Annotated in this window: 23 protein-coding genes; 16 read left to right on the top strand and 7 right to left on the bottom strand. The window is 58.5% G+C overall.

All coding sequences use genetic code 11. The annotated features are described in order from the left end of the window. Positions 1-31 precede the first annotated feature (31 nt). The gene (locus FN633_RS05260; protein ID WP_154056986.1) at positions 32-2,179 is read right to left on the bottom strand and encodes an intracellular growth attenuator family protein; all 2,148 of its coding nucleotides are present in this window, start codon (positions 2,177-2,179) and stop codon (positions 32-34) included. A 268-nt stretch (positions 2,180-2,447) separates the two neighbouring features. Here FN633_RS05260 and nudE point away from each other — a divergent pair, with 268 nt between their 5' ends. Continuing rightward, entirely contained in the window at positions 2,448-3,008 is a 561-nt protein-coding gene (nudE, locus tag FN633_RS05255; RefSeq protein ID WP_042393123.1) for an ADP compounds hydrolase NudE, read from the top strand. Between the two features lie 45 nt (positions 3,009-3,053). On the opposite strand, the gene mrcA is transcribed toward nudE, so the two are convergent. Continuing rightward, entirely contained in the window at positions 3,054-5,606 is a 2,553-nt protein-coding gene (gene mrcA, locus FN633_RS05250; protein ID WP_154056985.1) for a peptidoglycan glycosyltransferase/peptidoglycan DD-transpeptidase MrcA, read from the bottom strand. A 120-nt stretch (positions 5,607-5,726) separates the two neighbouring features. Between mrcA and FN633_RS05245 the strand changes: the two genes are divergently transcribed. From FN633_RS05245 to trpS, 12 genes are all read left to right on the top strand, one after another. Continuing rightward, entirely contained in the window at positions 5,727-6,509 is a 783-nt protein-coding gene (locus tag FN633_RS05245; RefSeq protein ID WP_154056984.1) for a type IV pilus biogenesis protein PilM, read from the top strand. Continuing rightward, entirely contained in the window at positions 6,509-7,048 is a 540-nt protein-coding gene (locus FN633_RS05240; RefSeq protein ID WP_154056983.1) for a PilN domain-containing protein, read from the top strand. Before FN633_RS05245 ends, FN633_RS05240 begins: the two co-directional genes overlap by 1 nt. Further along, positions 7,032-7,499: a HofO family protein gene (locus FN633_RS05235; protein ID WP_154056982.1), complete on the top strand. Its 468-nt coding sequence runs from the start codon at positions 7,032-7,034 to the stop codon at positions 7,497-7,499. The genes FN633_RS05240 and FN633_RS05235 overlap by 17 nt, the downstream gene beginning before the upstream one ends. After that, complete coding sequence (locus FN633_RS05230; RefSeq protein WP_154056981.1) at positions 7,489-7,896, top strand: HofP DNA utilization family protein; 408 nt, start codon at positions 7,489-7,491, stop codon at positions 7,894-7,896. The genes FN633_RS05235 and FN633_RS05230 overlap by 11 nt, the downstream gene beginning before the upstream one ends. Continuing rightward, on the top strand, positions 7,805-9,046 hold the full coding sequence (gene hofQ / locus FN633_RS05225) for a DNA uptake porin HofQ (protein WP_154056980.1): 1,242 nt from the start codon (positions 7,805-7,807) through the stop codon (positions 9,044-9,046). Before FN633_RS05230 ends, hofQ begins: the two co-directional genes overlap by 92 nt. Before the next feature lie 306 nt (positions 9,047-9,352). Beyond that, positions 9,353-9,874 (top strand): shikimate kinase AroK, encoded by a 522-nt coding sequence (gene aroK, locus FN633_RS05220; protein WP_003861630.1) that lies wholly within the window; start codon positions 9,353-9,355, stop codon positions 9,872-9,874. A 54-nt stretch (positions 9,875-9,928) separates the two neighbouring features. Then, complete coding sequence (aroB, locus tag FN633_RS05215) at positions 9,929-11,017, top strand: 3-dehydroquinate synthase (RefSeq protein WP_154056979.1); 1,089 nt, start codon at positions 9,929-9,931, stop codon at positions 11,015-11,017. Positions 11,018-11,108: 91 nt separating this feature from the next. After that, entirely contained in the window at positions 11,109-12,443 is a 1,335-nt protein-coding gene (gene damX, locus FN633_RS05210) for a cell division protein DamX (protein WP_154056978.1), read from the top strand. Positions 12,444-12,508: 65 nt separating this feature from the next. Next, positions 12,509-13,333, top strand: a complete 825-nt coding sequence (gene dam, locus FN633_RS05205; protein WP_154056977.1) for an adenine-specific DNA-methyltransferase — start codon at positions 12,509-12,511, stop codon at positions 13,331-13,333. Positions 13,334-13,350: 17 nt separating this feature from the next. Further along, a complete protein-coding gene (gene rpe / locus FN633_RS05200) occupies positions 13,351-14,028 on the top strand; it encodes a ribulose-phosphate 3-epimerase (RefSeq protein ID WP_042393104.1) in 678 nt (225 codons plus the stop codon). Then, positions 14,021-14,773 carry a phosphoglycolate phosphatase gene (gph, locus tag FN633_RS05195; RefSeq protein ID WP_154056976.1) on the top strand — a complete coding sequence of 251 codons (753 nt, stop codon included), beginning with the start codon at positions 14,021-14,023 and terminating at the stop codon, positions 14,771-14,773. Before rpe ends, gph begins: the two co-directional genes overlap by 8 nt. 4 nt (positions 14,774-14,777) lie before the next feature. Then, positions 14,778-15,782 (top strand): tryptophan--tRNA ligase, encoded by a 1,005-nt coding sequence (trpS, locus tag FN633_RS05190; protein WP_154056975.1) that lies wholly within the window; start codon positions 14,778-14,780, stop codon positions 15,780-15,782. Positions 15,783-15,892: 110 nt separating this feature from the next. Here trpS and cysG read toward each other — a convergent pair whose 3' ends face one another. The 5 genes from cysG to tsgA form a co-directional block, all read right to left on the bottom strand. Then, positions 15,893-17,266, bottom strand: coding sequence for a siroheme synthase CysG (gene cysG / locus FN633_RS05185; protein ID WP_154056974.1), 1,374 nt, complete (start codon positions 17,264-17,266; stop codon positions 15,893-15,895). A gap of 38 nt (positions 17,267-17,304) precedes the next feature. Continuing rightward, positions 17,305-18,111, bottom strand: coding sequence for a nitrite transporter NirC (gene nirC, locus FN633_RS05180; protein ID WP_154056973.1), 807 nt, complete (start codon positions 18,109-18,111; stop codon positions 17,305-17,307). Between the two features lie 79 nt (positions 18,112-18,190). Next, positions 18,191-18,517 (bottom strand): nitrite reductase small subunit NirD, encoded by a 327-nt coding sequence (gene nirD / locus FN633_RS05175; protein ID WP_042393096.1) that lies wholly within the window; start codon positions 18,515-18,517, stop codon positions 18,191-18,193. Beyond that, complete coding sequence (nirB, locus tag FN633_RS05170; RefSeq protein WP_154056972.1) at positions 18,514-21,057, bottom strand: nitrite reductase large subunit NirB; 2,544 nt, start codon at positions 21,055-21,057, stop codon at positions 18,514-18,516. Before nirB ends, nirD begins: the two co-directional genes overlap by 4 nt. 283 nt (positions 21,058-21,340) lie before the next feature. Beyond that, positions 21,341-22,525: an MFS transporter TsgA gene (gene tsgA, locus FN633_RS05165; protein ID WP_154056971.1), complete on the bottom strand. Its 1,185-nt coding sequence runs from the start codon at positions 22,523-22,525 to the stop codon at positions 21,341-21,343. Positions 22,526-22,807: 282 nt separating this feature from the next. Between tsgA and ppiA the strand changes: the two genes are divergently transcribed. The 3 genes from ppiA (at position 22,808) to FN633_RS05150 (ending at position 24,242) form a co-directional block, all read left to right on the top strand. After that, positions 22,808-23,380, top strand: coding sequence for a peptidylprolyl isomerase A (gene ppiA / locus FN633_RS05160; RefSeq protein ID WP_042393089.1), 573 nt, complete (start codon positions 22,808-22,810; stop codon positions 23,378-23,380). Positions 23,381-23,488: 108 nt separating this feature from the next. Next, positions 23,489-23,659: a YhfG family protein gene (locus FN633_RS05155; RefSeq protein WP_072015277.1), complete on the top strand. Its 171-nt coding sequence runs from the start codon at positions 23,489-23,491 to the stop codon at positions 23,657-23,659. Next, complete coding sequence (locus FN633_RS05150) at positions 23,649-24,242, top strand: putative adenosine monophosphate-protein transferase Fic (RefSeq protein ID WP_154056970.1); 594 nt, start codon at positions 23,649-23,651, stop codon at positions 24,240-24,242. The genes FN633_RS05155 and FN633_RS05150 overlap by 11 nt, the downstream gene beginning before the upstream one ends. Positions 24,243-24,304 lie beyond the last annotated feature (62 nt).

Below are 24,304 nucleotides of genomic sequence, written 5' to 3'. Positions count from 1 at the left end.
GGGTAGCACACCCCGACGCGCACTGCGTTTATCAGATAAAGCGATCGGATGGGCTATCGGAGGCCTGCAGCAGCTGCGGGTTCAGGCAGCTGTCGTAATACTCCTGAATATCGGCAAGGCGTGAGCGGTGGCGCTGGTAGCGGCGTACCGCCTGAACGGCGTTATAGAGGGTGCAGAGGATCATCGCCAGTAGCAGCAGCGCGGTACCAATATAGCGCCACAGCCCGGCGCTGGATGGCATCCGGTGCAGGCTGACATGCTTCGTCCCGTTGGCATCGGTATAGATATTGGTAACGATGCCTTCGGCGCTAAACGGAGTCTGCATCAGCATTTGCGCCAGCCGCTGGAACTCGTTCCACTGCTCTTGAGGGGGGAAATCATACAGGGCAATGGGCGGCCAGGGCTGATCCACCAGCTCGCTGCCTTCATCGCTGGCGATCACAAACCCGCCCGGTGCCGGGCTGTTAAGCGCCTGGGCGGCGCGTGACGTCTCGCGCAGCAGGAAGGGGGCGGTCGAGGTGGTCACCAGGTTATCGAGCGATTCGGCGCTAACCGGACGCAGCAGCACGTTCACGCCGCTGAGCTTGCCCGCGCTGGCGCGTTTAGTCAGCGTATCCCAGTCTTTGGTGTTGCCGAGGTTAACGAGGGCGTTCTTAAGCCGGGCGCATTCGTCTTCGGCAGAGCAGAGATCCTGCGTTTTCAGCACGATCTCGGCAAAATCATCTAACAACACCATGCCCGACTTCTGAATCGCCGAACGCAGCGCGGCGCTGACGTGGGAATCCTCTTCGCTGGAAGGGTGCAGCTGGCGGTTTACTGCCTGGATCAGCGCGTTCGCTTTATTGACGATATCGGATTCCGGCAGCGGCAGCGGCGGTGCGTCGTTCCAGATGATTTGCGAGCAGTCGAACGGTGAGAAAGGTGAGTTTTGCCGCCCGCGCCAGTTCTCCTGCATATGGATATTGCACATGCCGGTACCGTGGATGCTCAGGGTATCGCCCACCCGCAGCCCGGCCTGCTCCAGCTGGCTAACGCTGGTGGCCTCGACGGTCTGCGCGCCTTTCATCCACGACAGGGTAAATTTAACCGGCATATCCAGCGGCACCCAGATCAGCAGCAGAACCAGCACCACCAACGCCCCGAGGGAGATAATGGCGCTGCGCAGCCAGTGCTGTAAGGGGAAGTTGATCGCTTCGTCATGCAGGGATAAAAAGCGCCCCTGGCGCACGACGTGGCGGTCAAGATAGATATCAATATCGGTCTGCTGACCCAGATCCTGAGTAATGTAGGGCTGCCAGTGGCGGGGATAGATCAGATCGATAATCCCTAACGAGATATTATTGATCTGCTCCTGGTTGTTCTCGCCAAACAGGCCCCAGCGGCGGGGCGTGCCGCGCAGGCAGTGGATCTCGCGCAGGGTATTTTTAGCTGGCGGGGCGAAGATCCCCCACAGCCCGGCGGCGAGCAGCATGACCGCGCCCCCGGCCATCCACGGCACAAAAACGTCCGGCGTGGCGAGGCAGAAATAGAACAGCAGGAATGAGGTCACAATCAACAGCGCTTCCCGCAGGCCGTCCGGGCGACTCAAGGCATACTCCTCCCGCGTCTCCTGACGAATATTCAGCAACTCAATCTGTTCGCTCTCTTCCCCGCGAATTGAGGTCTGAGTAGTGGACGTCAGCTCCAGCGCGTAGCCGCGTGCTTCATGGATAGAGTCGCTCAGCGTATGGCCGTTGAGAGAGATCACCAGCGGGAGCGTATCGGTGCGGATAAGCTCAACCACGTTCTCGTCGGTAATATACTGCTCCCAGAAGGGCGGCAGATGCACTTCAACCGAGTCGAGGAAGTAGCGCCACTTATTGAGATCGTCACTGTTAATGCCGTAGCGCGTGATCGAGTGGGTAACGGAGAGCACCGTATTGCTTTGCGTATTCAGGGAGAGAGAGATCGGTGCGGCGGTGGCACCCGTCAGGCCAGGCGCCTGCTGAGTACGGGACAGCGTCTCGATATAGGCTTCAACCGCGCTCCGCTCTTCCGGCGTAAGCTTACGGTTCGCCGCCCCGGCAAAATCTGGCAGGTACGGCAGACGGAAGCGACGGTGCGAACGTCGTCTTAAGAACCACCCTGCAAGGAGAGCGCAGGCCAGCATAGCAGCGATAAAAATCAAAATGGTGCTCATGCTTTTCCCATCTTACTTTTCTTACAGAGGTGTAGTCGGTGCACCTTGTTGGCGAAGCGAATAGTAGCAGCGCGCGATGGTAACAAAGCCGTGTCGTGGACCATATCAGCAAATTCTTAGTTTTATTTCAATCTCTTGACTTTCCTGGCTAAATGATTAATGCCTTACCTCTAAGTTGCACAAATGTAAATAAAAGGCAATTGCCGTTGCCGAAACCGTGCGGTTTGCCGCACAATGATGAAAGTTTTCACTCTAAAGACCCATCAGAATGAGCAAATCATTGCAAAAACCCACCATTCTTAACGTAGAAACGGTCGCTAAATCTCGCCTGTTTAACGTCGAAAGCGTGGACCTGGAATTTAGTAACGGCGTTCGCCGCGTGTACGAGCGTATGCGCCCCTCGACCCGTGAAGCCGTTATGATTGTCGCCATTGTCGATGAGCACGTGATGCTGATCCGTGAATATGCCGTCGGCATTGAATCCTACGAGCTAGGGTTCCCGAAAGGGCTTATTGACGCTGGCGAGAGCGTTTATGAGGCGGCGAACCGTGAGCTGAAAGAGGAGATCGGCTTTGGTGCTAACCAGCTGACCTTCCTGAAAAAGCTCAGCATGGCGCCCTCCTACTTCTCCAGCAAGATGAATATTGTGGTTGCGGAAGATCTCTATCCAGAGTCGCTGGAAGGGGATGAGCCGGAGCCGCTGCCGCAGGTGCGCTGGCCGCTGGCACATCTGATGGATCTGCTGGAAGACCCCGATTTCAACGAGGCCCGTAACGTGAGCGCGCTATTTTTAGTGCGCGAATGGCTGAAAGGGCAGGGACGGCTGTAGGGTGCCTAACGCCCGGGGGAGATTATCCCGCCGAGCGTTTACGACTTAAAACAGCTCGTGCGTCTCGCCGTTATCAATAAGGGTTGTCCCCACCTCATGCACCGCCTGCTGAGTGGGCTGCGTGCCTTCAATGAAGTACTCCTGACGGCTGTTGCCACCGTTAGCCAGCTGTCCGGTGCTGCGATCGATATTCACCGTCACAATACCCGGCGGCGGCGTGAGCGGTGCTTCCGGCACGCCGTCCAGCACGCTTTTCATAAAGGCATCCCATGCCGGCTGGGCACTCTTCGCCCCCCCTTCATAGCCTGAGATCTGATCCTTAATCGCGCCGGAGGCGGTGGTACGGCCCAGATCGCGGCGGTGATCGTCAAAGCCAATCCACACCGAGGTCACGACGCCAGGACCGTAGCCGGAGAACCAAGCATCTTTCGAGCTGTTGGTGGTGCCGGTTTTGCCACCGATATCGTTGCGCTTGAGATCGCGCCCGGCGCGCCAGCCGGTACCCTGCCAGCCCGGTTCGCCAAAGATGTTACTGTTCAGCGCGCTCTTAATCAGGAACGAAAGCGGAGTGTTAATCACATGCGGCGCGTACTGCGGCGCGCCGGTCTGTGCCACCAGCGCCTGGTTGGCCTGCTCAAGCTGCGGCATAGGCACGGTGAGGTTCTGCTGCTCCTGCGACACGGAGACGTCCTCAACGTTGCTGTTCTCCAGCACGTTGGACTTCTGCGTCTCGCCATAGATCACCGGAATATCACACTCCGCACAGGCCACCTTCGGCTGCGCTTCAAACAGCACCTTGCCCTGGTCGTTTTCGATCTTGCTGATAAACCATGGGTCGATCAGGAAGCCGCCGTTCGTCATTACCGCATAGCCGCGCGCGACCTGCAGTGGGGTGAAGGAGGCGGAGCCGAGCGCCAGCGACTCAGTGTGAACAATGTTCTGGGCCGGGAAGCCGAAGCGTTGCAGGTACTCCGCAGCGTAGTCGACGCCCATCGCCCGCATGGCCCGCACCATCACCACGTTTTTCGACTGGCCTAACCCCTGGCGCAGACGAATAGGACCGGCATACTCCGGCGGCGAGTTTTTCGGTCGCCAGTCGGAGCCTGCGCCTGCATCCCAGCGTGAAATCGGCACGTCGTTAAGAATGCTCGCCAGCGTGAGCCCTTTGTCCATCGCCGCGGTGTAGAGGAACGGCTTGATGTTCGAGCCAACCTGGCGCAGCGCCTGGGTGGCGCGGTTAAACTTGCTCTGGTTGAAATCGAAGCCGCCGACCAGGGCTATCACCGCCCCGTTCTGCGGGTTGATGGAGACCAGGGCCGAGTTTACGTCCGGCACCTGCGCCAGCCACCAGGCGTCGTTCACCTGGCGAACCCAGATCTGCTGTCCGGCCTGCACTGCATCGGTCACCCGGCGCGGCGTCGCGCCCTGAGCGGTATCCGAGCGGAAAGGACGTGCCCAGCGCACACCGTCCATGCGCAGCGACACTGACGTGCCGTCGGCCAGCATCGCCGTCGCTTCCTGGGCATTGGCCTGCATCACCACGGCAGGGAGCAGCGGCCCATAGGTCGGCAGCGCCCGCAGAGAGTCGGTGATTTTTTTGCTATCCCAGGGGCTCTCGCCCAGCTTCCACAGCACGTTTGCCGGTCCGCGATAGCCGTGACGCATGTCGTAATCCATCACGTTGTCGCGTACCGCCTTCTGGGCCGCTTCCTGTGTCTTCCGCGTGATGGTGGTGTAGACCCGGTAGCCATCCTCATAGGCCTTCTCGCCGTAGCGCGACACCATATCCTGGCGCACCATCTCCGAGAGGTAAGGGGAGGAGAAGGCGATCTCCGGCGCGTGATAGTTAGCATCAATGGCTTCACTGCGGGCGCTGTCGTACTGCGACTGGCTGATATAGCCCTCGCTCATCATACGCGCCAGCACCACGTTACGCCGCGAGGTGGCCCGGTCGAGAGAGTAGAGCGGGTTGAAGGTAGAAGGCGCTTTTGGCAGCCCGGCAATCACCGCGATCTCGCTCAGGGTAAGCTGGTCGACAGACTTACCAAAATAGACCTGCGCCGCCGCGCCCACGCCATAGGCGCGATAGCCGAGATAGATCTTGTTCAGGTAAAGCTCAAGGATCTCATCCTTGCTCATCATCTGCTCAATGCGGATCGCCAGGAAGACCTCTTTCAGCTTACGTATCAGGGTTTTTTCCGGACTGAGAAAGAAGTTACGCGCCAGCTGCTGCGTAATGGTACTCGCGCCCTGGGAAGCGTGGCCGGAGAAGAGCGCGACGCTGGCGGCGCGGAAAATCCCCACCGGATCGACGCCGTGATGCTCATAAAAACGGCTGTCTTCCGTGGCAATGAAGGCTTTAACCATAACAGGCGGGATCTGATCCAGGGTCAGCGGAATGCGGCGCTTTTCGCCGTATTGCGCAATCAACTCGCCATCGGCGGTATACACCTGCATCGGAATTTGCAGCCGCACGTCTTTCAGCGTGGCGACGTCAGGCAACTGTGGCTCAATAAATTTGTAGAGGCCATAAACCGAGCCTGCTCCCAGCAGAATGCAACAAACTGCAAGGATAAATAGATACTTTACGAACTTCACCGGAGATTTCCCATTTAGTTTTCTTTGGGCAGTTTATAAACAATCGCGGCGTAGTATAAAGGCAAGCCTGATGCATTGATATAGCCGTCACCCCGACGAACGATAAGGAGATCGCGATTTATGGCAATCAGTCGCTGGCGAATAGGTCTTCATATTCAGCAGGATGGCGTCTATGCCATCGCGCTGATGCAGAAAAAATCCCACTCTGCGCTGCGCCGCTGGTGGCAGCTACCGCTGGAGGCCGGGACGATTATCGATGGGCAGATTAAGCAGCCTGAATGCCTCCATATGGCGCTGCGAGGATGGAGTAAAACCCTGCCGCGCCGACACCAGATTAGCCTCGCTTTTCCGGCCGGACGCACGTTGCAAAAGCGGCTTCCGCGTCCTACCGTCCGGCTAGGTGAAAGCGCCCAGCTACAGTGGGTGACCAACAACCTCGCCCGCGAGCTGGGCATGCCTGCCGACGACCTGCGCATCGACTACACCGATGACAGCGTACAGCGCGCCTATAGCGTGACGGCGGCGCAGAACAGTGATATTGCCGCGCTGATGACGCTGGCGGATAACCTTAACCTGCATCTCTCGGCCATCACCCCTGACGCCTGTGCCCTACAGCGCTTTATCCCGCTCCTTGCCCCGTCACTGCGCTGGCTGGCCTGGCGTGACGCCTCCCAGTGGCTGTGGGCAACGCGCAGCGGCTGGGGACGGCGCGCCCATGAGGAGGCCAGTACCTTTGACGAGCTGGCCCAGCTGCTGGGCCTGCCGCTGGCGGAGGGCACGCTTTGCGATATCGGGCCGGGCAGCTTCGACCCCTGGAGCGCCATTGCCCGGCTGTCTCCACCGCTGCCGGAAAACGGCGCGGCCTGGGCAGTCGCCATTGGCCTGGCGCTGGGAGGTGAGTAGTGGCGCAGGCGGTCAACTTTCTTCCCTGGCGTGCCCGGCAGCAGCGCCGCTGCCTGCGGGGCTGGATAACGATCTTCTCTGCTACCCTACTGCTGATTGTGCTGCTGGCCACGATGCTGCGAATGCACGCACTGCTGGAGAACCAGCGGCTAAGGCGGGTGCAGCAGGCGGGCGTAACGTTGCAGGCAGGGCTGGCCCAGCGACAGGCGCGCCTGCTTGCCCAGCAGGCAGAGCGGCAGGCCCGTCAGCAGCGTTATAAGCGGTTACAGGCCACGCGGGAGTGGCAGCAGACGTTAACCCGCCTTGCTGACACGCTGCCGGCACAGGCCTGGCTGAGCGAATTGCGCTTTGAGCAGGGAACGCTGTCGCTGGCAGGCTATGCGGTGAGCTTTGCGGCGCTGGGCCAGCTTGAAACGGCGCTCAACGCGCTTCCTGGTCTGCGAATGGGTAAGCCCGGTGCCGCCTCGCGGGATGCGCAGGGACGTTGGCAATTTAATTACGCTCTGCTTCCGGACGTGCCCCATGCACCTCAGCCCTGAGCGTTGGCTCTCGCTCTCTGCCCGTCGCAGGGGAGCCATCTGGCTGACGATGGCCTTAGGCTGCGCCGCGCTGGCCTGGCTGCTGACGGTGCGTCCGTGCCTGCGCGAGCAGACACAGCGGCTGACCGAGATCCGAGCCCAGCAGCAGAGCCGCAGCCAGCTGTGGGCAAGCGCGATGCCGCTGCGTCAGGCAGAGGAGCTGACGACAACAGCGATCCTGCCCGAGCGCACTTTTTCCGCACTGACTTTCCAGACCGGCAGCGCCCGGCTGCTGAGCTGGCATCCTAACGCCCACGGTGGTGAGCTGGTGCTGCAAATCGGGTGGCAGGATGTCCCCGAGACCTTTGCCCGCCTCGCCGAACAGCGTATGCAGGCCACCGCCTTTTCATTGGCGCTAAAAGAGGGCGTGCTGCATCTGGGCCTTGAGCTGGAGAGCAGCGATGGTTCCTGACACACGCCGGGCGTGGCTGCTGGTGCTGCCGCTGCTGCTCGGCATGCGCGATCCTTTTCAGCCGCTGCCGGACCGCTGTCAGACGGCGACGCTGGCCCAGTGGCGCTACCAGGGTTTTATTGACGTTAACGGGCACCGCCGGGGCGTGCTGCGTAACGCCGAGGGACGGTGGATCAGAGCGGCGGTGGGAGAGCGCCTGCCGCCCGGTTGGCAGGTTGTCTCGGTCACGGAGCAGACGTTGCACATTACCACCGCCGCAGGCTGCGAACCGGCGCAGTGGCAGTGGCAGCGACAAGGAGCTAAGGATGAAAAAATGGATAACGGCAGCAGGGCTGCTTCTCAGCATGTTGCCAGCGTGGGCAAAAAGCCCGGTACCGGTGACGCTGGTCGTCGATGATGTTCCGGTGGGGCAGGTGCTACAGACCCTGGCTGAACTGGGGCGATACAACCTTATCGTTGCGCCAGAGGTCAGCGGCACGATCTCTCTGCATCTGATGGACGTTCCGTGGAAGCAGGCCCTGCAAACGGTGATCGCCAGCGCAGCGCTGATCGTGCAGAAAGAGGGCAGCGTTCTCCAGGTGCATACCCAGGCGTGGGGACAGCAGCAGCAGGAGAAGCGTGAGGCCGACAAGGCGAAGCAGCAGAATGCCCTGCCGCTGGTGGAGAAGAGCGTTACGCTACGCTATGCCGAGGCGGAAGAGCTGACGAGGGTGGGAGGAAAGCTGCTCAGCCCGCAGGGCTCGATGATGGCCGACAAACGCATGAACCGCCTGCTGCTGCGTGACAACGCGGCGTCGATACAGGCCATAGCGCGCTGGATCGCAGAGATGGATCTGCCCGTCGCCCAGGTGGAGCTGGCAGCACATATTGTAACTATTAATGAAAAAAGCCTGCGTGAGCTCGGGGTAAAGTGGACGCTGGCCGAAGCGCAGGCGGCAGGAAAGATTGGCGATGTCACTACGCTCAGCAGCGATCTCTCGGTGAGCGATGCCACGACGCGCGTAGGGTTCAATATCGGACGCATCGATGGTCGCATGCTGGATGTCGAACTGTCGGCCCTTGAACAGGCGCAGCAGTTGGAAATCATCGCCAGCCCACGTCTGCTGGCCTCGCATCAGCAGCCTGCCAGTATCAAGCAGGGGAGCGAAATTCCCTATCAGGTCTCCAGCGGTGAGAGCGGCGCGACCTCGGTCGAGTTCAAGGAGGCGGTGCTGGGCATGGAGGTTACGCCGACGGTGTTACAGGACGGCAGAGTGCGTCTGAAGCTGCATATCAGCCAGAATATGCCCGGTCAGGTGCTTCAGCAGGCAGATGGCGAAGTGCTGGCAATCGATAAGCAGGAGATCGAAACCCAGGTCGAAGTCGGCAGCGGCGATACGCTGGCGCTGGGCGGCATCTTTCAGCAACAGAATAAATCCGGCAGCGAGAGCGTGCCTGGGCTGGGCAGCGTACCGTGGCTGGGTCGCCTTTTTAGCCACAAGGGGAACGATAACGAGCGCCGTGAGCTGGTGGTTTTCATCACGCCACGCCTTATGCCACTGCATTAAGGCATGAAGGATACGACCCAAATATGATGATTTTTGCCATGAACTGAACTCAGGTGTTTGACGTGAGAGATGAATTAGCTTACAAGGAGTACCGATTTTGAGCGTCAGCTACTCCCGTCTTACCTCAATTGGCCTCTTCGCAAGGTTGGTGATTTATTCAGTTGCCAAAACAGCGCGAGTATTGAGATAATTTTCAGTCTGATTCTCGAACTTACGCATATGAGGTTTCAGTTCATGTCCTGCTCCGCCAGGTGTCTGCGAAGTGGGTTTACCATTAACGAATAGTCTTATAGTAGTACCGAAAAAATGGCAGAGAAACGCAATATCTTTCTGGTTGGGCCTATGGGTGCCGGCAAAAGCACTATTGGGCGTCAGTTAGCTCAACAACTCAATATGGAATTTTACGATTCTGATCAAGAGATTGAGAAACGAACCGGAGCTGATGTGGGCTGGGTCTTCGATGTAGAAGGTGAAGAAGGTTTCCGCGATCGCGAAGAAAAGGTCATTAACGAACTGACCGAGAAGCAGGGCATTGTGCTGGCGACAGGCGGCGGCTCTGTGAAATCCCGCGAAACCCGTAATCGTCTCTCCGCCCGTGGCGTAGTGGTGTATCTGGAAACCACTATCGAAAAGCAGCTGGCTCGTACTCAACGCGATAAAAAGCGTCCCCTGTTACAGGTGGAGACGCCGCCGCGAGAAGTTCTCGAAGCGCTGGCCGACGAACGGAATCCTCTCTACGAAGAGATTGCCGACGTCACCATTCGCACAGACGATCAGAGCGCAAAAGTAGTCGCAAACCAGATTATTCATATGCTGGAAAGCAACTGATTCTGGCTTACTATAACGCCTGCAGGTTTACGCAATTAAGGTGGATGTCGCGTCATGGAGAGGATTACCGTCACTCTTGGAGAACGTAGTTACCCAATCACCATCGCGGCTGGTTTGTTTAACGATCCAGCTTCCTTCTTGCCGTTGAAGTCAGGCGACCAGGTGATGCTGGTCACTAACGAGACGCTGGCTCCGCTCTATCTTGAAAAAATCCGCCATGTTCTTGAACAGGCGGGTGTGCGGGTTGACAGCGTCGTGCTGCCGGACGGTGAGCAGTACAAAAGCCTGGCGGTACTGGATACGGTTTTCACCGCCCTGTTGCAGAAACCTCACGGGCGCGATACGACGCTGGTGGCCCTTGGCGGCGGCGTGGTAGGCGATCTTACCGGCTTTGCGGCTGCGAGCTATCAACGTGGCGTGCGCTTTATTCAGGTGCCCACCACGCTCCTTTCTCAGGTCGATTCGTCCGTTGGCGGCAAGACGGCGGTGAATCACCCTCTCGGCAAAAATATGATCGGCGCGTTCTACCAGCCCGCCTCGGTGGTCGTCGATCTCGACTGCCTGGCGACGCTTCCCGCGCGCGAACTCTCCTCTGGCCTGGCTGAAGTCATCAAGTACGGCATCATTCTTGACGCCGCGTTCTTTAGCTGGCTTGAAGAGAATCTCGATGCGCTTCTGCGCCTTGACGGTCCCACCATGGCCTACTGCATTCGCCGCTGTTGTGAACTAAAAGCCGAAGTTGTCGCTGCGGACGAGCGCGAGACCGGCTTACGTGCTTTACTCAACCTGGGCCACACGTTTGGTCACGCTATCGAAGCTGAAATGGGCTACGGTAACTGGCTGCACGGTGAAGCGGTGGCGGCGGGAATGGTCATGGCAGCACGCGCGGCCGAACGCCTCGGTCAATTTAGCCGGGACGATACGCAGCAAATCATTACCTTACTCACGCGCGCTGGCCTGCCGGTCAACGGTCCGCGGGAGATGTCCGCAGAGGCATATATTCCTCACATGCTGCGCGACAAAAAGGTGCTGGCGGGCGAGATGCGTTTAGTCCTGCCGCTGGCGATAGGGAAGAGTGAAGTCCGTGGCGGAGTGCCACACGATGTTGTTCTTGGCGCCATTGCTGATTGCCAGCAGGCGTGAAAACGAAAAAGGTCTGGCCACGCCAGTCGTGGTGTTTAACTTTGGGCAATGCGCACAAGTGGTTGGCATTAGCCTTTGAGTGGGGTGTTAAATGGATGAATTCAAACCAGAAGACGAGCTGAAAACCGATCCCAGCGATCGTCGCCCTGGTCGTACGCGCCAGTCTTCTGACCGCGACAGCGATCCGCAGATCAACTTCGACGATGTCGATCTGGACGCTGACGATCGTCGCCCTTCACGGACGCGTAAAGCACGTGAAGAGGTTGACGAAAGCTATGAGGAAGAGGAGCTGGAAGAGAGCGCCGTGGATGAGGAGCGCGTAGAGCATCGCCCTCGTAAGCGTAAAAAAGCCCCTGCCGCTAAACCTGCTTCCCGCCAGTACCTGATGATGGGGCTGGGGATCCTGGTTCTACTCTTGCTGATCGTGGGCATCGGCTCTGCGCTGAAGTCGCCTGCCGATAAGTCCGACAGCGAACAGGCCTCCTCGGAGAAGAGCGTCAACCTGTCAGATAACGCCGCTGACCAGGCCAACGGTACGCAGCCTGCACCGGGCACGACCTCGGCTGAGCAGACGGCGGGTAATCCGCAGGATGTCTCTCTGCCGCCAATCGCCTCTACGCCAACCCAAGGGCAGACGCCTGCCGCGCCGGAAGGACAGCAGCGTGTTGAAGTGCAGGGCGATCTGAATAACGCCCTGGCGCAGCCGCAGAACCAAAACCAGGTAGACAGCGTGGCGGTGAACTCCACTCTGCCAACCGAACCCGCTACCGTTGCGCCGGTACATAACGCGAAAGCAGCAGAGACGCGCCAGACCGCCGCGTCTGAGCGTCAAGCCTCCGCAACTGAGCACCGCACTGCGCCGCGCACCGAGCGCCAGCAGACGGTAATCGAGCCGAAGCCAGCCCAGAGCGCGCCGAAAGCAGCAGTCCAGCCGAAGCGCACCGAGACGGCGGCTACCACCGCGCCAGCGACCAGCACGGCCCAGCCAAAAGCAACGGCCAGCGCAGCCCCTGCGGCGAAGCCGTCTGCAGCGGTAACGGCAACGGCACCGACCCAGTCGGCGAAGCCTGCTACGACCCCTGCACCAGCCGCCGCCGCACCGGCAGCAGCAGCGCCTGCGGCCACGGCCAATGCCTCTACCGGCAATGTGGGTTCCCTGAAGTCAGCACCGGGTAGCCACTACACGCTGCAGCTAAGCAGCTCGTCGAACTACAACAACCTGAACGCGTGGGCAAAGAAAGAGAACCTGAAAAACTTCGTGGTTTATCAGACCTCGCGTAACGGTCAGCCGTGGTACGTATTAGTAAGCGGTGTCTATGCGTCGAAAGATGATGCTAAACGCGCCGTCTCTACGCTGCCAGCCGACGTGCAGGCGAAAAACCCGTGGGCGAAGCCGCTGCATCAGGTGCAGGCCGATCTCAAGTAATGAGTAAAGCGCAAATGCTGTCGGGCTTACGCCCCAGCTGCAAAGGGTGTCATTAGTTAGTCAGCATGAAAAAAAATCGCGCTTTTCTGAAATGGGCAGGGGGGAAATACCCCCTGCTCGACGACATTAAAAAGCATTTACCACCGGGTGAGTGCCTCATAGAACCCTTCGTCGGGGCCGGGTCGGTATTTCTGAATACCGACTTTTCTCGCTATATCCTCGCGGATATTAACAGCGATCTGATTGGTCTCTACAACATCGTCAAAACCCGCACCGATGAGTACGTCCTTAACGCCCGTGAGCTGTTTACGCCGCAGCATAACCAGGCTGAGGTCTACTATCGGCTGCGTACCGAGTTCAACCAGTGCCGGGATCCGTTGCGGCGTGCGGTGCTGTTTTTATATCTTAACCGCCACGGCTATAACGGCCTGTGCCGCTATAACCTGCGCGGCGAGTTTAACGTGCCCTTTGGCCGGTATAAAAAGCCTTACTTCCCGGAAGCCGAACTGTACCACTTTGCTGAAAAGGCCCAGAACGCAGAGTTTCGCTGCCTCTCGTATGAGGCGTGCATGGAGCTCGCCGACGCTAACTCCGTGGTCTACTGCGATCCGCCCTATGCCCCTCTCTCCGCGACGGCGAACTTTACCGCCTACCATACCAATAGCTTTAGTCCGCTAGAGCAGGCGCGTCTGGCAGAGATGGCGGAAATACTGGTCAGCAAGCAAATCCCAGTGTTAATTTCGAATCACGATACGCCGGACACCCGTGAGTGGTACAAAGCCGCGACGCATTTTCAGGTTAAAGTGCGCCGCAGCATCAGCAGCAACGGTGGCACACGCAAAAAGGTGGACGAACTGCTGGCGCTCTATCGCCCGGCAGACAAAAAATAGTTCTCAAGGAGATGCGGATGAAACAGTATTTGATTGCCCCTTCAATTCTGTCGGCTGACTTTGCCCGCCTGGGTGAGGACACCGCTAACGCGCTGGCGGCCGGTGGCGACGTGGTGCATTTTGACGTCATGGATAACCACTACGTCCCTAACCTGACGATGGGGCCGATGGTATTGAAAGCCCTGCGCGACTATGGCATCACCGCCCCGATTGACGTCCACCTGATGGTGAAACCGGTAGATCGTTTGATCCCGGATTTCGCTGCCGCAGGGGCGAGCATTATTACTTTCCATCCGGAAGCCAGCGAGCACGTCGACCGCTCGTTGCAGCTGATCAAAGAGCATGGCTGTAAAGCGGGGCTGGTGTTCAACCCGGCGACCTCCCTGAGCTGGCTTGACTACGTCATGGACAAGCTTGACGTGATCCTGCTGATGTCCGTTAACCCAGGCTTCGGCGGCCAGTCCTTTATTCCTCATACGCTCGACAAGCTGCGCGAAGTGCGCCGTCGCATCGATGCCTCCGGCTACGACATTCGCCTTGAAGTTGACGGCGGCGTGAAGGCGGATAACATCGGTGAAATTGCTGCCGCGGGCGCAGATATGTTTGTCGCTGGCTCGGCCATTTTTAACCAGCCGGACTACCGTAGCGTGATCGATAAAATGCGCAGCGAGCTGGCAAAGGTTCATCATGGCTAAAAAAATCGACGGAATTCAAGCTGTTGCCTTTGATCTTGACGGTACGCTGGTAGACAGCGCGCCGGGCCTAACCCACGCGGTAGACCAGGCGCTTTACGCCCTGGAGCTGCCCGCTGCCGGTGAGGCACGGGTAGTAACGTGGATTGGCAACGGTGCTGACGTGCTGATGCAGCGTGCGCTGGCATGGTCTCGTCAGGAGCACGCCAGCCAGCGTGCGATGGCAGGCAAACCGGCTATCGATCACGCGGCCATTCCTGAAGAGGAGCAGGCCCGCATTCTGCGCAAGCTTTTCGATCGCTACTACGCCGACGTGGTTGAAGAGGGCAGCTTTCTCTTCCCGGACGTAGCCGCTACCCTGGCCGCCCTGCATGAAGAGGGCTATCCGCTGGCGCTGGTAACCAATAAGCCGACGCCGTTTGTTGCGCCCCTGCTGGAGGCGCTGGATATCGCCCGCTATTTCACGCTGGTGATCGGCGGTGACGACGTCAAAAACAAAAAGCCGCACCCGGAGCCGCTGCTGCTGGTGGCTGATAAGCTAGGGGTGGCCCCGCAGGCGCTGCTGTTTGTCGGCGATTCGCGGAATGATATTCAGGCGGCGAAGGCGGCTGGCTGCTGTGCCGTGGGCCTCACCTACGGCTACAACTACGGCGAAGCCATCGCCCTGAGCGAGCCGGATCATATCTTCGACCATTTCAAACAGTTACTGCCCGCGCTTGGGCTTCCATATAGTGAACATCAGGAATAGAAAAATGACTAAGCCCATCGTCTTTAGTGGCGCACAGCCCTCAGGTGAACTGACCATCGGCAACTATATGGGTGCGCTGCGTCAGTGGGTAACCATGCAGGATGAGTACGACTGCATCTACTGCATCGTGGATCTCCACGCCATTACTGCCCGTCAGGATCCAGAGAAGCTGCGCAAGGCTACCCTGGATACGCTGGCGCTCTACCTGGCCTGCGGGATCGATCCCGAGAAGAGCACCATTTTCGTTCAGTCTCACGTGACGGAGCATGCGCAGCTCGGTTGGGCGCTGAACTGCTACACCTATTTCGGCGAGCTGAGCCGCATGACCCAGTTTAAAGACAAGTCAGCGCGCTACTCTGAGAACATCAACGCCGGCCTGTTTGACTACCCGGTGCTGATGGCGGCGGACATTCTGCTCTATCAGACCATCCAGGTCCCGGTCGGTGAAGATCAGAAGCAGCATCTGGAGCTGAGCCGCGATATCGCCCAGCGCTTCAACGCCATCTACGGCGACGTGTTCAAAGTACCGGAGCCGTTCATTCCGAAATCCGGCGCACGCGTGATGTCTCTGCTGGAGCCGACCAAGAAGATGTCCAAGTCTGACGATAACCGCAACAACGTTATCGGCCTGCTGGAAGATCCGAAGTCGGTGGTGAAGAAGATCAAACGTGCGGTAACCGACTCTGAAGAGCCGCCGGTCGTGCGTTACGACGTGAAGGAGAAGGCGGGCGTCTCTAACCTGCTCGATATCCTCTCTGGCGTGACCGGGCAGAGCATTGCCGAGCTGGAGCAGCACTTCGAAGGTAAAATGTACGGTCACCTGAAGGGTGAAGTCGCGGATGCGGTCTCTGGCATGCTGACTGAGCTTCAGGAGCGCTACCATCGCTACCGTAACGATGAAGCCTTCCTGCAGCGCATTATGAAAGAGGGTGCCGAGAAAGCCAGCGCCCGCGCCGCAGAGACGCTGAAAGCGGTATACGAAGCAATTGGCTTTGTCGCCAAGCCGTAAAGACTACTGTAGGCCCGGTAAGCGCAGCGCCACCGGGCGTTTCTATGCTGATGCAGTAATGCCGGGCGGCACTGCGTTTGCCCGGCCTACGATGATTACGATGACTATTATTAGTGGTGCGAGAACCAGTTCAGCTTGTCGCGCAGGGCGACGACGCGGCCAACGATAATCAGCGCCGGGCTCTCAACCTGCTGCGCCAGCGTACCCAGCTCGCTCAATACCCCGCTCACGACCCGCTGCTGTACCGCCGTGCCGTTCTCCACCAGCGCCACTGGCATATCCGCCTGCATCCCGTGCTCGATCAGCTTCTGCTGGATCGTTGCGGCCTGATTTAGCCCCATATAGAACACCAGGGTCTGCTTCTCTGCGGCCAGGTTCTCCCAGTCCAGCTCGCCGCCGGTTTTCAGGTGGCCGGTGATCAGCCGCACGCTCTGAGCGTAATCGCGGTGAGTCAGCGGAATGCCCGAGTAGGCGGAGCAGCCCGAGGCGGCGGTAATGCCCGGCACCACGGAGAAGGGGATCCCCGCATGGCACAGCGTCTCCAGCTCTTCGCCACCGCGACCAAAGATAAACGGATCGCCGCCCTTCAGACGCACCACGCGCTTGCCGGACTGCGCCTGGCGCAGCAGGATCTGGTTAATCTCCTCCTGCGGTACGCAGTGGTAGCCTGCACGTTTACCGACAAAAATACGGTCGGCGTCGCGGCGCACCAGGTTCATAATGTCGTCCGAGACCAGACGGTCGTAGACCACCACGTCCGCCTGCTGGATCTGCTGGAGGCCCTTCAGCGTCAGTAGCCCGGCATCGCCCGGCCCCGCGCCAACCAGCACCACTTCCCCCCGGTTATCGAGCGGCGTGTTAAACAGCGACTCCGTCTCGTTGTCGATGGCAAGGCGATCGCTGTTGGCCAGATACTGGGCAAGACGGTCATTGGTGAAAAACTTCTCCCAGAAGCGGCGGCGTTCAGCCATAGTGGCGAAGGTGGCTTTCACTCGTCCGCGCAGGGTGCCGGCATAGCCAGCAATTTTGCCGAGGTGCAGCGGCAGCAGCGACTCCAGCTTTTCCCGCAGCAGGCGCGCCAGCACCGGCGAGGTGCCGCCGGAGGAGATCGCCACCATCAGCGGTGAGCGGTCGATAATCGATGGCATGATAAAGCTCGCCTCTTTCGGCGCATCAACCACGTTACAGAAGATACGGCGCGCTTCCGCTGCATCGCTGACCTGCTGATTGACCGCATCGTCGTCGGTCGCGGCAATCACCAGCCAGCAGGGATCGAGCAGCGCTTCATCAAAGTGGCCCTCTACCAGAGTGATCATGCCTTCGTCCGCCCACGCGGTAAACTGCGGATCGAAGTGCAGCGCATTGACGGTAAGCCGCGCACCGGCTTCCAGAAGCAAGCGGGCTTTACGCTCTGCGACATCGCCACCGCCGACGAGCAGGCAGTCGCGATCGCGTAACTGGCAAAAAATAGGAAGATGGTGCACGACATAACCTCGTTGTAGTTTTTAAGCGCTAACTCGCTTTAAGGGCTAACGGTTTCCTGCGCGGCGTTTTTAGCAGGTGTAGGACGCTCTGCGCGAGGGGTAGCATACCAATATCCCAGCCCCATAAATATGGCTCCGGATAAAGTATTCCCCAGGGTTACCCACAAAAGGTTATGTCCAATACCGGACAGGGTGTAGGCGTCGCTGTGATGACCAAACCAGGAGAGAGCGAACAGGGTCATGTTGGCGACCGAATGCTCGTAGCCAGAGGCGATAAACGCCAGCAGGCACCACCAGATAGCAAGGAATTTTCCCGCGCCTTCGGTACGGATCGCCATCCAGATCGCCAGACACACCAGCCAGTTGCAGAGCACCCCCTTGAAGAACAGCACGCTGGCGGGCGCGCTGGTTTTCGCCAGCGCCACGGTGTGCACCAGGCTGGTATCGACCGACAGCAGGCTACCGCCGCCCCAGACGTAGAGCAGGGCAACGAAAACCGAACCTACCAGATTACCTAGCCAGGTTTGCGGCAGGATCGTCCACATCTGGCCGTGGCTGATAGTGCCTGCTTTCACGCCCAGGGTCAGGAACATGGTATGGCCGGTAAACAGCTCGGAACCTGCGATGATCACCAGCGTCAGCGCGATGCCAAAGGTTGCACCCATCACCAGCGGACGTATCGCCGGATCAAGCAGGTTGCCAAGGGTAAAGATGAGGATAATCGCCAGGCCTACGTAGGCCCCGGCCATTGCGGAGCCGATCCAGAAGCCCAGCGGATTATGTGTAGAGAGGCGTGCAATGCGCGCAGCGTTAGCCGCACACTTATTGATAGTGTCTGCGAACATGATGATTATCCAAAGTTAGAAAAGAAAAAGTAAAAATGAAAAGGTTAAAAGGCGGGGGCATTGCACCCCCGCCGGGGTATTACGCTTTAATCTGTACTTCGCCGTCTTTAACCCGGGCATCGAAGCGGGCTACGGAGTGGTCCGCATCCTCCATGCACAGGCCGTCGCGCAGGCGGAAGCGCTGTTTCTTCAGCGGGCTGGCAACCCACAGTTCGCCATCGTGCTCGGCGATGATGCCGCGCGACAGCACGCTGGCCTCAAAGAAGGGATCGATATTGCTGATGGCATAGACCTGCTCATCGGCCCGTGGGCGGAAAATCGCGATCTGCTGGTTATTCAGCAGGGCGCAGACGCCGGTTGCCGGCACGATGTCAGCGAGCTGACAGACGGTGTTCCACTGGCTCATACGGTTTCCTCCACCAGAGTGACCGGAATACGCTCATACGGCGTGGCCGGGCGATGCTGCTGACGTTCCGGTACAATCTGTACCGCCGGGTCGCGGCGATCGCTGTTGATAAAGTGTTTGAAGCGCACCTGCGCCTGCGGATCGTTAACGGTAGCGGTCCACTCGCAGATCACGGCGTCGCGCAGGCGGGCCATCTCTGCTTCCAGCTGGCTGTTCAGGCCAAGCTTGTCGTCGATAATCACGCTCTTCAGGTAGTCGATGCCGCCTTCCAGATTGTCCAGCCAGGAGGCGGTACGGGTCAGCTTGTCGGCGGTGCGGATGTAGAACATCATAAAGCGGTCTAGGTAGCGTACCAGCGTGTCGCGGTCGAGATCCGCCGCCAGCAGATCCGCATGGCGTGGTTTCATCCCGCCGTTACCGCAGACGTAGAGGTTCCAGCCTTTTTCAGTGGCGATGATGCCCACGTCTTTACCCTGCGCCTCCGCACATTCGCGGGTGCAGCCAGAGACGCCAAACTTCATTTTGTGCGGGGTACGGATGCCTTTGTAGCGGTTCTCCAGCTCGACGCCGAAGCCCACGCTGTCGCCTACGCCGTAGCGGCACCAGGTTGAACCGACGCAGGTTTTCGCCATGCGCAGCGCTTTGGCGTAGGCATGACCGGTTTCGAACCCGGCTTCAATCAGCTGACGCCAGATCTCCGGCAGGTCATCTTTCTGCGCACCGAACAGGCCGATACGCTGTGAGCCGGTGATTTTGGTATAGAGGTTGAACTCGCGGGCGATACGGCCCACCGCCATCAGCCCTTCCGGGGTGATTTCGCCGCCGGCAGAACGCGGGATCACTGAGTAGGTGCCGTCTTTCTGGATGTTGGCGAGGAAGTTATCGTTGGTATCCTGCAGCGGCGTATGCTGCGGCTTCAGAACGTATTCGTTCCAGCAGGAGGCCAGCAGGGAGCCAACGGTGGGTTTACACACTTCACACCCGTAGCCCTTACCGTGTTTTGCCAGCAGCTCATCGAAGGTTTTGATCCCTTCCACGCGGATCAGGTGGTACAGCTCCTGACGGGAGTAGGCAAAGTGTTCGCACAGGCTGTGGTTCACTTCGATACCCTGTTTCGCCAGCTCGGCGTTCAGCACCTGAGTCACCAGTGGAATACAGCCGCCGCAGCCGGTACCGGCTTTGGTTTCTGCCTTCAGCGCCGCTACCGTATGGCAGCCTTTGTTGATGGCCGAGATCAGCATGCCTTTGGTCACGTCGAAGCAGGAGCAGATCTGCGCGCTGTCCGGCAGCTTATCGACGCCGATAGAGGGTTTGCCGCTGCCCGCGTGGGCGGGCAGGATCAGCGCATCCGGGTTTTCCGGCAGCTCGATGGCGTTCAGCACCAGCTGCTGTAAATTGCCAAAGTCGCTGGTGTCGCCTACCAGCACCGCACCGAGCAGGGTTTTGTTATCCGGGCTGACGATCAGGCGCTTATAGACCTCTTTGCTCTCGTCCAGGTAGACGTAGCTGCGGGCGTTCGGCGTGCGGCCATGGGCATCGCCAATGCCGCCGACGTCCACGCCTAGCAGCTTCAGCTTGGCGCTGAGGTCGGCTCCTTCAAAGGCGTTCGGGGTGCCGAGGATATGATCCACCGCTACCTGCGCCATTTTGTAACCCGGTGCGACCAGGCCGTAGACGCGGTTGTTCCAGCTGGCGCACTCGCCGATGGCGTAGATATCCGGGTCGGAGGTCTGGCAGGTGTCGTTCACCATGATCCCACCGCGCTGGGCCGTTGCCAGGCCGCACTGGGTCGCCAGCTTGTCGCGTGGACGAATACCGGTCGAGAAGACGATAAAGTCGATCTCAAGGCTGCTGCCGTCGGCGAAGCGCATGGTCTTGCGCCCTTCGACGCCCTCCTGGACGATCTCCTGGGTATTTTTGCTGGTGTGCACGCGCACGCCCATGCTCTCAATTTTGCGTTTCAGCTGCTCGCCGCCCATCTGGTCAAGCTGCTCGGCCATCAGCATCGGCGCGAACTCAATGACGTGGGTTTCAACGCCGAGGTTTTTCAGCGCCCCGGCGGCTTCCAGACCGAGCAGGCCACCGCCCACCACTGCGCCCCGGCGGCTACGGCGCGCGCAGGCTTCAATGGCGTTCAAATCTTCGATAGTGCGATAAACAAAGCAATCCTGGGTTTCGGAGCCTTTAATCGGCGGGATCCACGGATAGGAGCCGGTGGCCATAATCAGCTTATCGTAATAGACCGTGCGGCCCGCGCTGGAGTGGATCACCTTCTCCTGGCGGTTGATAGTGATAGCACGTTCGCCCACCAGCACCTTAACGCCGTGCTTCTCATAGAAGCCTTCGCGCACCAGGGAGAGCTCTTCGGCGGTGTGGTGAGAGAAGTAGGAAGAGAGATGGACGCGGTCGTAGGCTTTCCGCGGCTCTTCACAAAACACGGTAATGTCGAAGCGGGCAGCGTCAGCTTTATCGAGGAGATCCTCAATAAAACGGTGGCCGACCATGCCGTTACCGATAATAGCGATTCTGACTTTGCTCATTTTTGCCTCGATTTCTTTTCTATTACTGCCTACCTTAACGATTCAGCTGGGGCGTTTATTGATGCAAATCAAGTTCACCTTTACCTACTCCTTAAGGAGTATATTACTGATTTAAAAGCTTTTTTCTAAGTCACGGAATTGGCTGGCTTTTCGGCGTAGAGCAAATAACATACAAAAAAGAGGGTTTTTGCGCAGGGTGAATTACCACTAAAGATTAATGGGATTAAACCATTGGAGGAGAGGGAACGAGCCCCTTTTCAGGACGAAAAGGGGCAGGAATAACTTAGTGCGCGGAGGCGGTGGTGTTGTGTTGACGATGGCGAGTTACGAAGCCCAGCGCGAAGCACATGACGAATACCACAGCATAGAGGCCGTTAGCGGTCATCAGCGCCGCCTGTGGGCCGCTGTTGGCCACGATAGGACCGGTAACCACGAAGGTCAGCATGGTACCAATGGTGCCACAGGTGAGGACAAAGTTAACCAGCTTCGGCGAAGCCACTTTGGTCTGCTGGGAGCCAAGGGTGATAATGGTAGTGTAGATGGCGCTGGAGAAGAAGCCCAGAGCCAGAATAAACCATGCCATATGTTCCGGGCTGCTGGTGATAAAGAGATACATCAGCACGGTCGCCATCCCTGCCAGCACGGTCAGAATGCGCTGCAGGTCGAAGAAGCGCAGGATAAAGCTAAACGCCCACATGCCGATCATGTAAGACATCCAGAAGTCGCTGACCAGTTTGCCTTGGCCGCTGACGTCCATGCCCAGACCTTTGGCATACTCCGGCACCCAGGAGATAAAGCCCAGCTGGCCGAGGATGTAGCAGAGTGCGGCGATAGAGAGGAACAGGACGCCAACGCCCCACTTCTCTTTCACCACCGGCTTGTCGCTTGGGGCCGCATGCTTGCCCAGCGCCGGGAACTCGCAGCCGATGGTCAGTACGAAGATGGCGACGTAGACCAGACCAATGCAGGCGTAAACCCAGTACCACTCAATGCTGCGGGCCAGCAGGAACGCGGCCACCATCGGGAAGATCATCCCGGCCATGCTGAAGAAGGAGTCGGTGAACAGCAGGCGAGAGCCACGCTGGCGACCTTCATACATCTGGGTCACCAGGAAGGTGCCGATGGACATAGTGATACCGCTCACCAGCCCCAGCACGAACATCGCGGCGGAGAAGAGTGCCAGGCTATGGCTTAGCATCAGCACTGCGACCGCCAGCACCATCAGCACGAAGCCAAAACGCAGCTGGGTTTTTAGCGGTACGATCTCCATCAGCCAGGCGTTCAGGAAGATAGAGATCAGGATCCCAGCGTTCAGGAAGGTGAAGGTGTTGCTCATGCTGGAAACCGGAAGATCGAAGTACTTCGCGATATCGCCCATCACCATACCGGTGACGATCACCAACGCACCGGTAAGGGCGTAGGAGAAGAAGCTGATCCATGTGAGCTTAATTCTGTTGCTGTTAGTCATGAGACTGGCCTGTGAATAGAAGTGTAAAGCGCGTTGACTGCGCCGTGAACGGGCAGATTTTATGCGTTCGGGTGACACATTTAAATCTTTAAAAGTGAAAAACGTTCACGTTGCATAGTTTATTTTGAAATGTGTCACAAATTTTCACCGTATTACCGTATGCCCAGGTGCAGACACAACTGTTTCAAATTCGTAAAATTGAGTAAAGCGCTGGCCTGGGGGCAGCATGCTCTTTAGAATCAAGCGACTCGCTCTCTTCTCTGTTCACTGTTAGGAATTCACATGGTTAAAACGACTCTGGCGGCTGTGGCGGCTATCTTTGCTCTCTCTGCAATTTCACCCGCAGCCCTCGCGGCAAAAGGCGACCCTCACGTTCTGTTAACCACCTCTGCCGGTAACATTGAGCTGGAGCTGAACAGCCAGAAAGCCCCGGTATCGGTGAAAAATTTTGTCGACTATGTGAACAGCGGCTTCTATAACAACACCACCTTTCACCGCGTGATCCCCGGCTTTATGGTGCAGGGCGGCGGCTTTAATGAGCAGATGCAGCAGAAGCAGCCGAATCCGCCGATCAAGAACGAAGCGGATAACGGCCTGCGCAACACTCGCGGCACCATCTCCATGGCCCGTACCGCTGACAAAGACAGCGCCACCAGCCAGTTCTTCATCAACGTGGCGGATAACGCTTTCCTCGATCACGGCCAGCGCGACTTCGGCTACGCCGTTTTTGGTAAAGTTGTGAAAGGCATGGATATCGCAGACAAGATCTCCCAGGTACAGACCCACAACGTCGGCCCGTATCAGAATGTGCCGTCAAAACCGGTGGTTATTCTCTCCGCAAAAGTTCTCCCCTAACGCTTTTTTGCACGGGCATTGCCTGCCCGTGCTCTGCCTGCTTCCCTGCGTAACGTGAAAATGCCGCTTATACTTGTGGCAAATGACGCACATCATCAGGGAGACACAATGGCGAAAAAACTCACCGAACGGCAAAAATCCCGTCTCTGGGAGCAGCAGCGTAACGTCAATTTCCAGGCCAGCAGGGCGCTGGAAGGGGTGGAGTGCGCCCTGGTAACGCTCAACGCAGAAGAAGCAGAGGCGCGCCTTGAGGCGCTTCGGAGGCAGCATGAGCGATAAGTTTGGTGACGGGCGTGACCCGTACTTCTATGCTGGCCGCAATGTGATGAGCAACCGGCTGGGCATCCATCAGGCGAAACAGCTCGAAGAGGCGGCATACGCGTTTACCGCGCTGCGTGCCGCCACCCTGGAGCTGGGCCCGGTTGCCCGAGGCCTGCCGCACCTCTGCGCCATCCATCGTCATCTCTACCAGGATATCTTTGAGTGGGCCGGTGAGATCCGTGAGGTCAACATCTATCAGGGCGATACGCGCTTCTGTAATTTTGACTATATCGAGAACGAGGGCAATGCCCTGATGCAGGCGCTGGAAGATGAAGATTGGTTGCAGGGCCTGGAGAAAACCGCGTTTATCGAGCGTTTAGCGCACTATTATTGCGAAATTAACGTCCTGCACCCTTTCCGCATCGGCAACGGCATTGCCGAGCGGATCTTCTTCGAACAGCTGGCGATCCATGCAGGCTACCTGCTGGACTGGCGCGGCATTGAGCCAGAGGCCTGGAGCGCAGCCAACCAGAGCGGCGCCATGGGCGACCTCTCGGCACTGATCGCTATCTTTACCCACGTGGTGAGCGAAGCGGAGTAAAACGTTGCCGGATGGCGCTGCGCTTATCCGGCCTACTTCTTTGCAGGCTGGCAAGCCTGCGC

Source organism: Pseudescherichia vulneris (genome assembly GCF_902164725.1).
In the GTDB taxonomy this organism is placed as follows: Bacteria; Pseudomonadota; Gammaproteobacteria; order Enterobacterales; family Enterobacteriaceae; genus Pseudescherichia; species Pseudescherichia vulneris.
The sequence above is the reverse complement of the archived record's forward strand: the minus strand, read 5'-3'. Positions and strand labels throughout refer to the sequence as shown.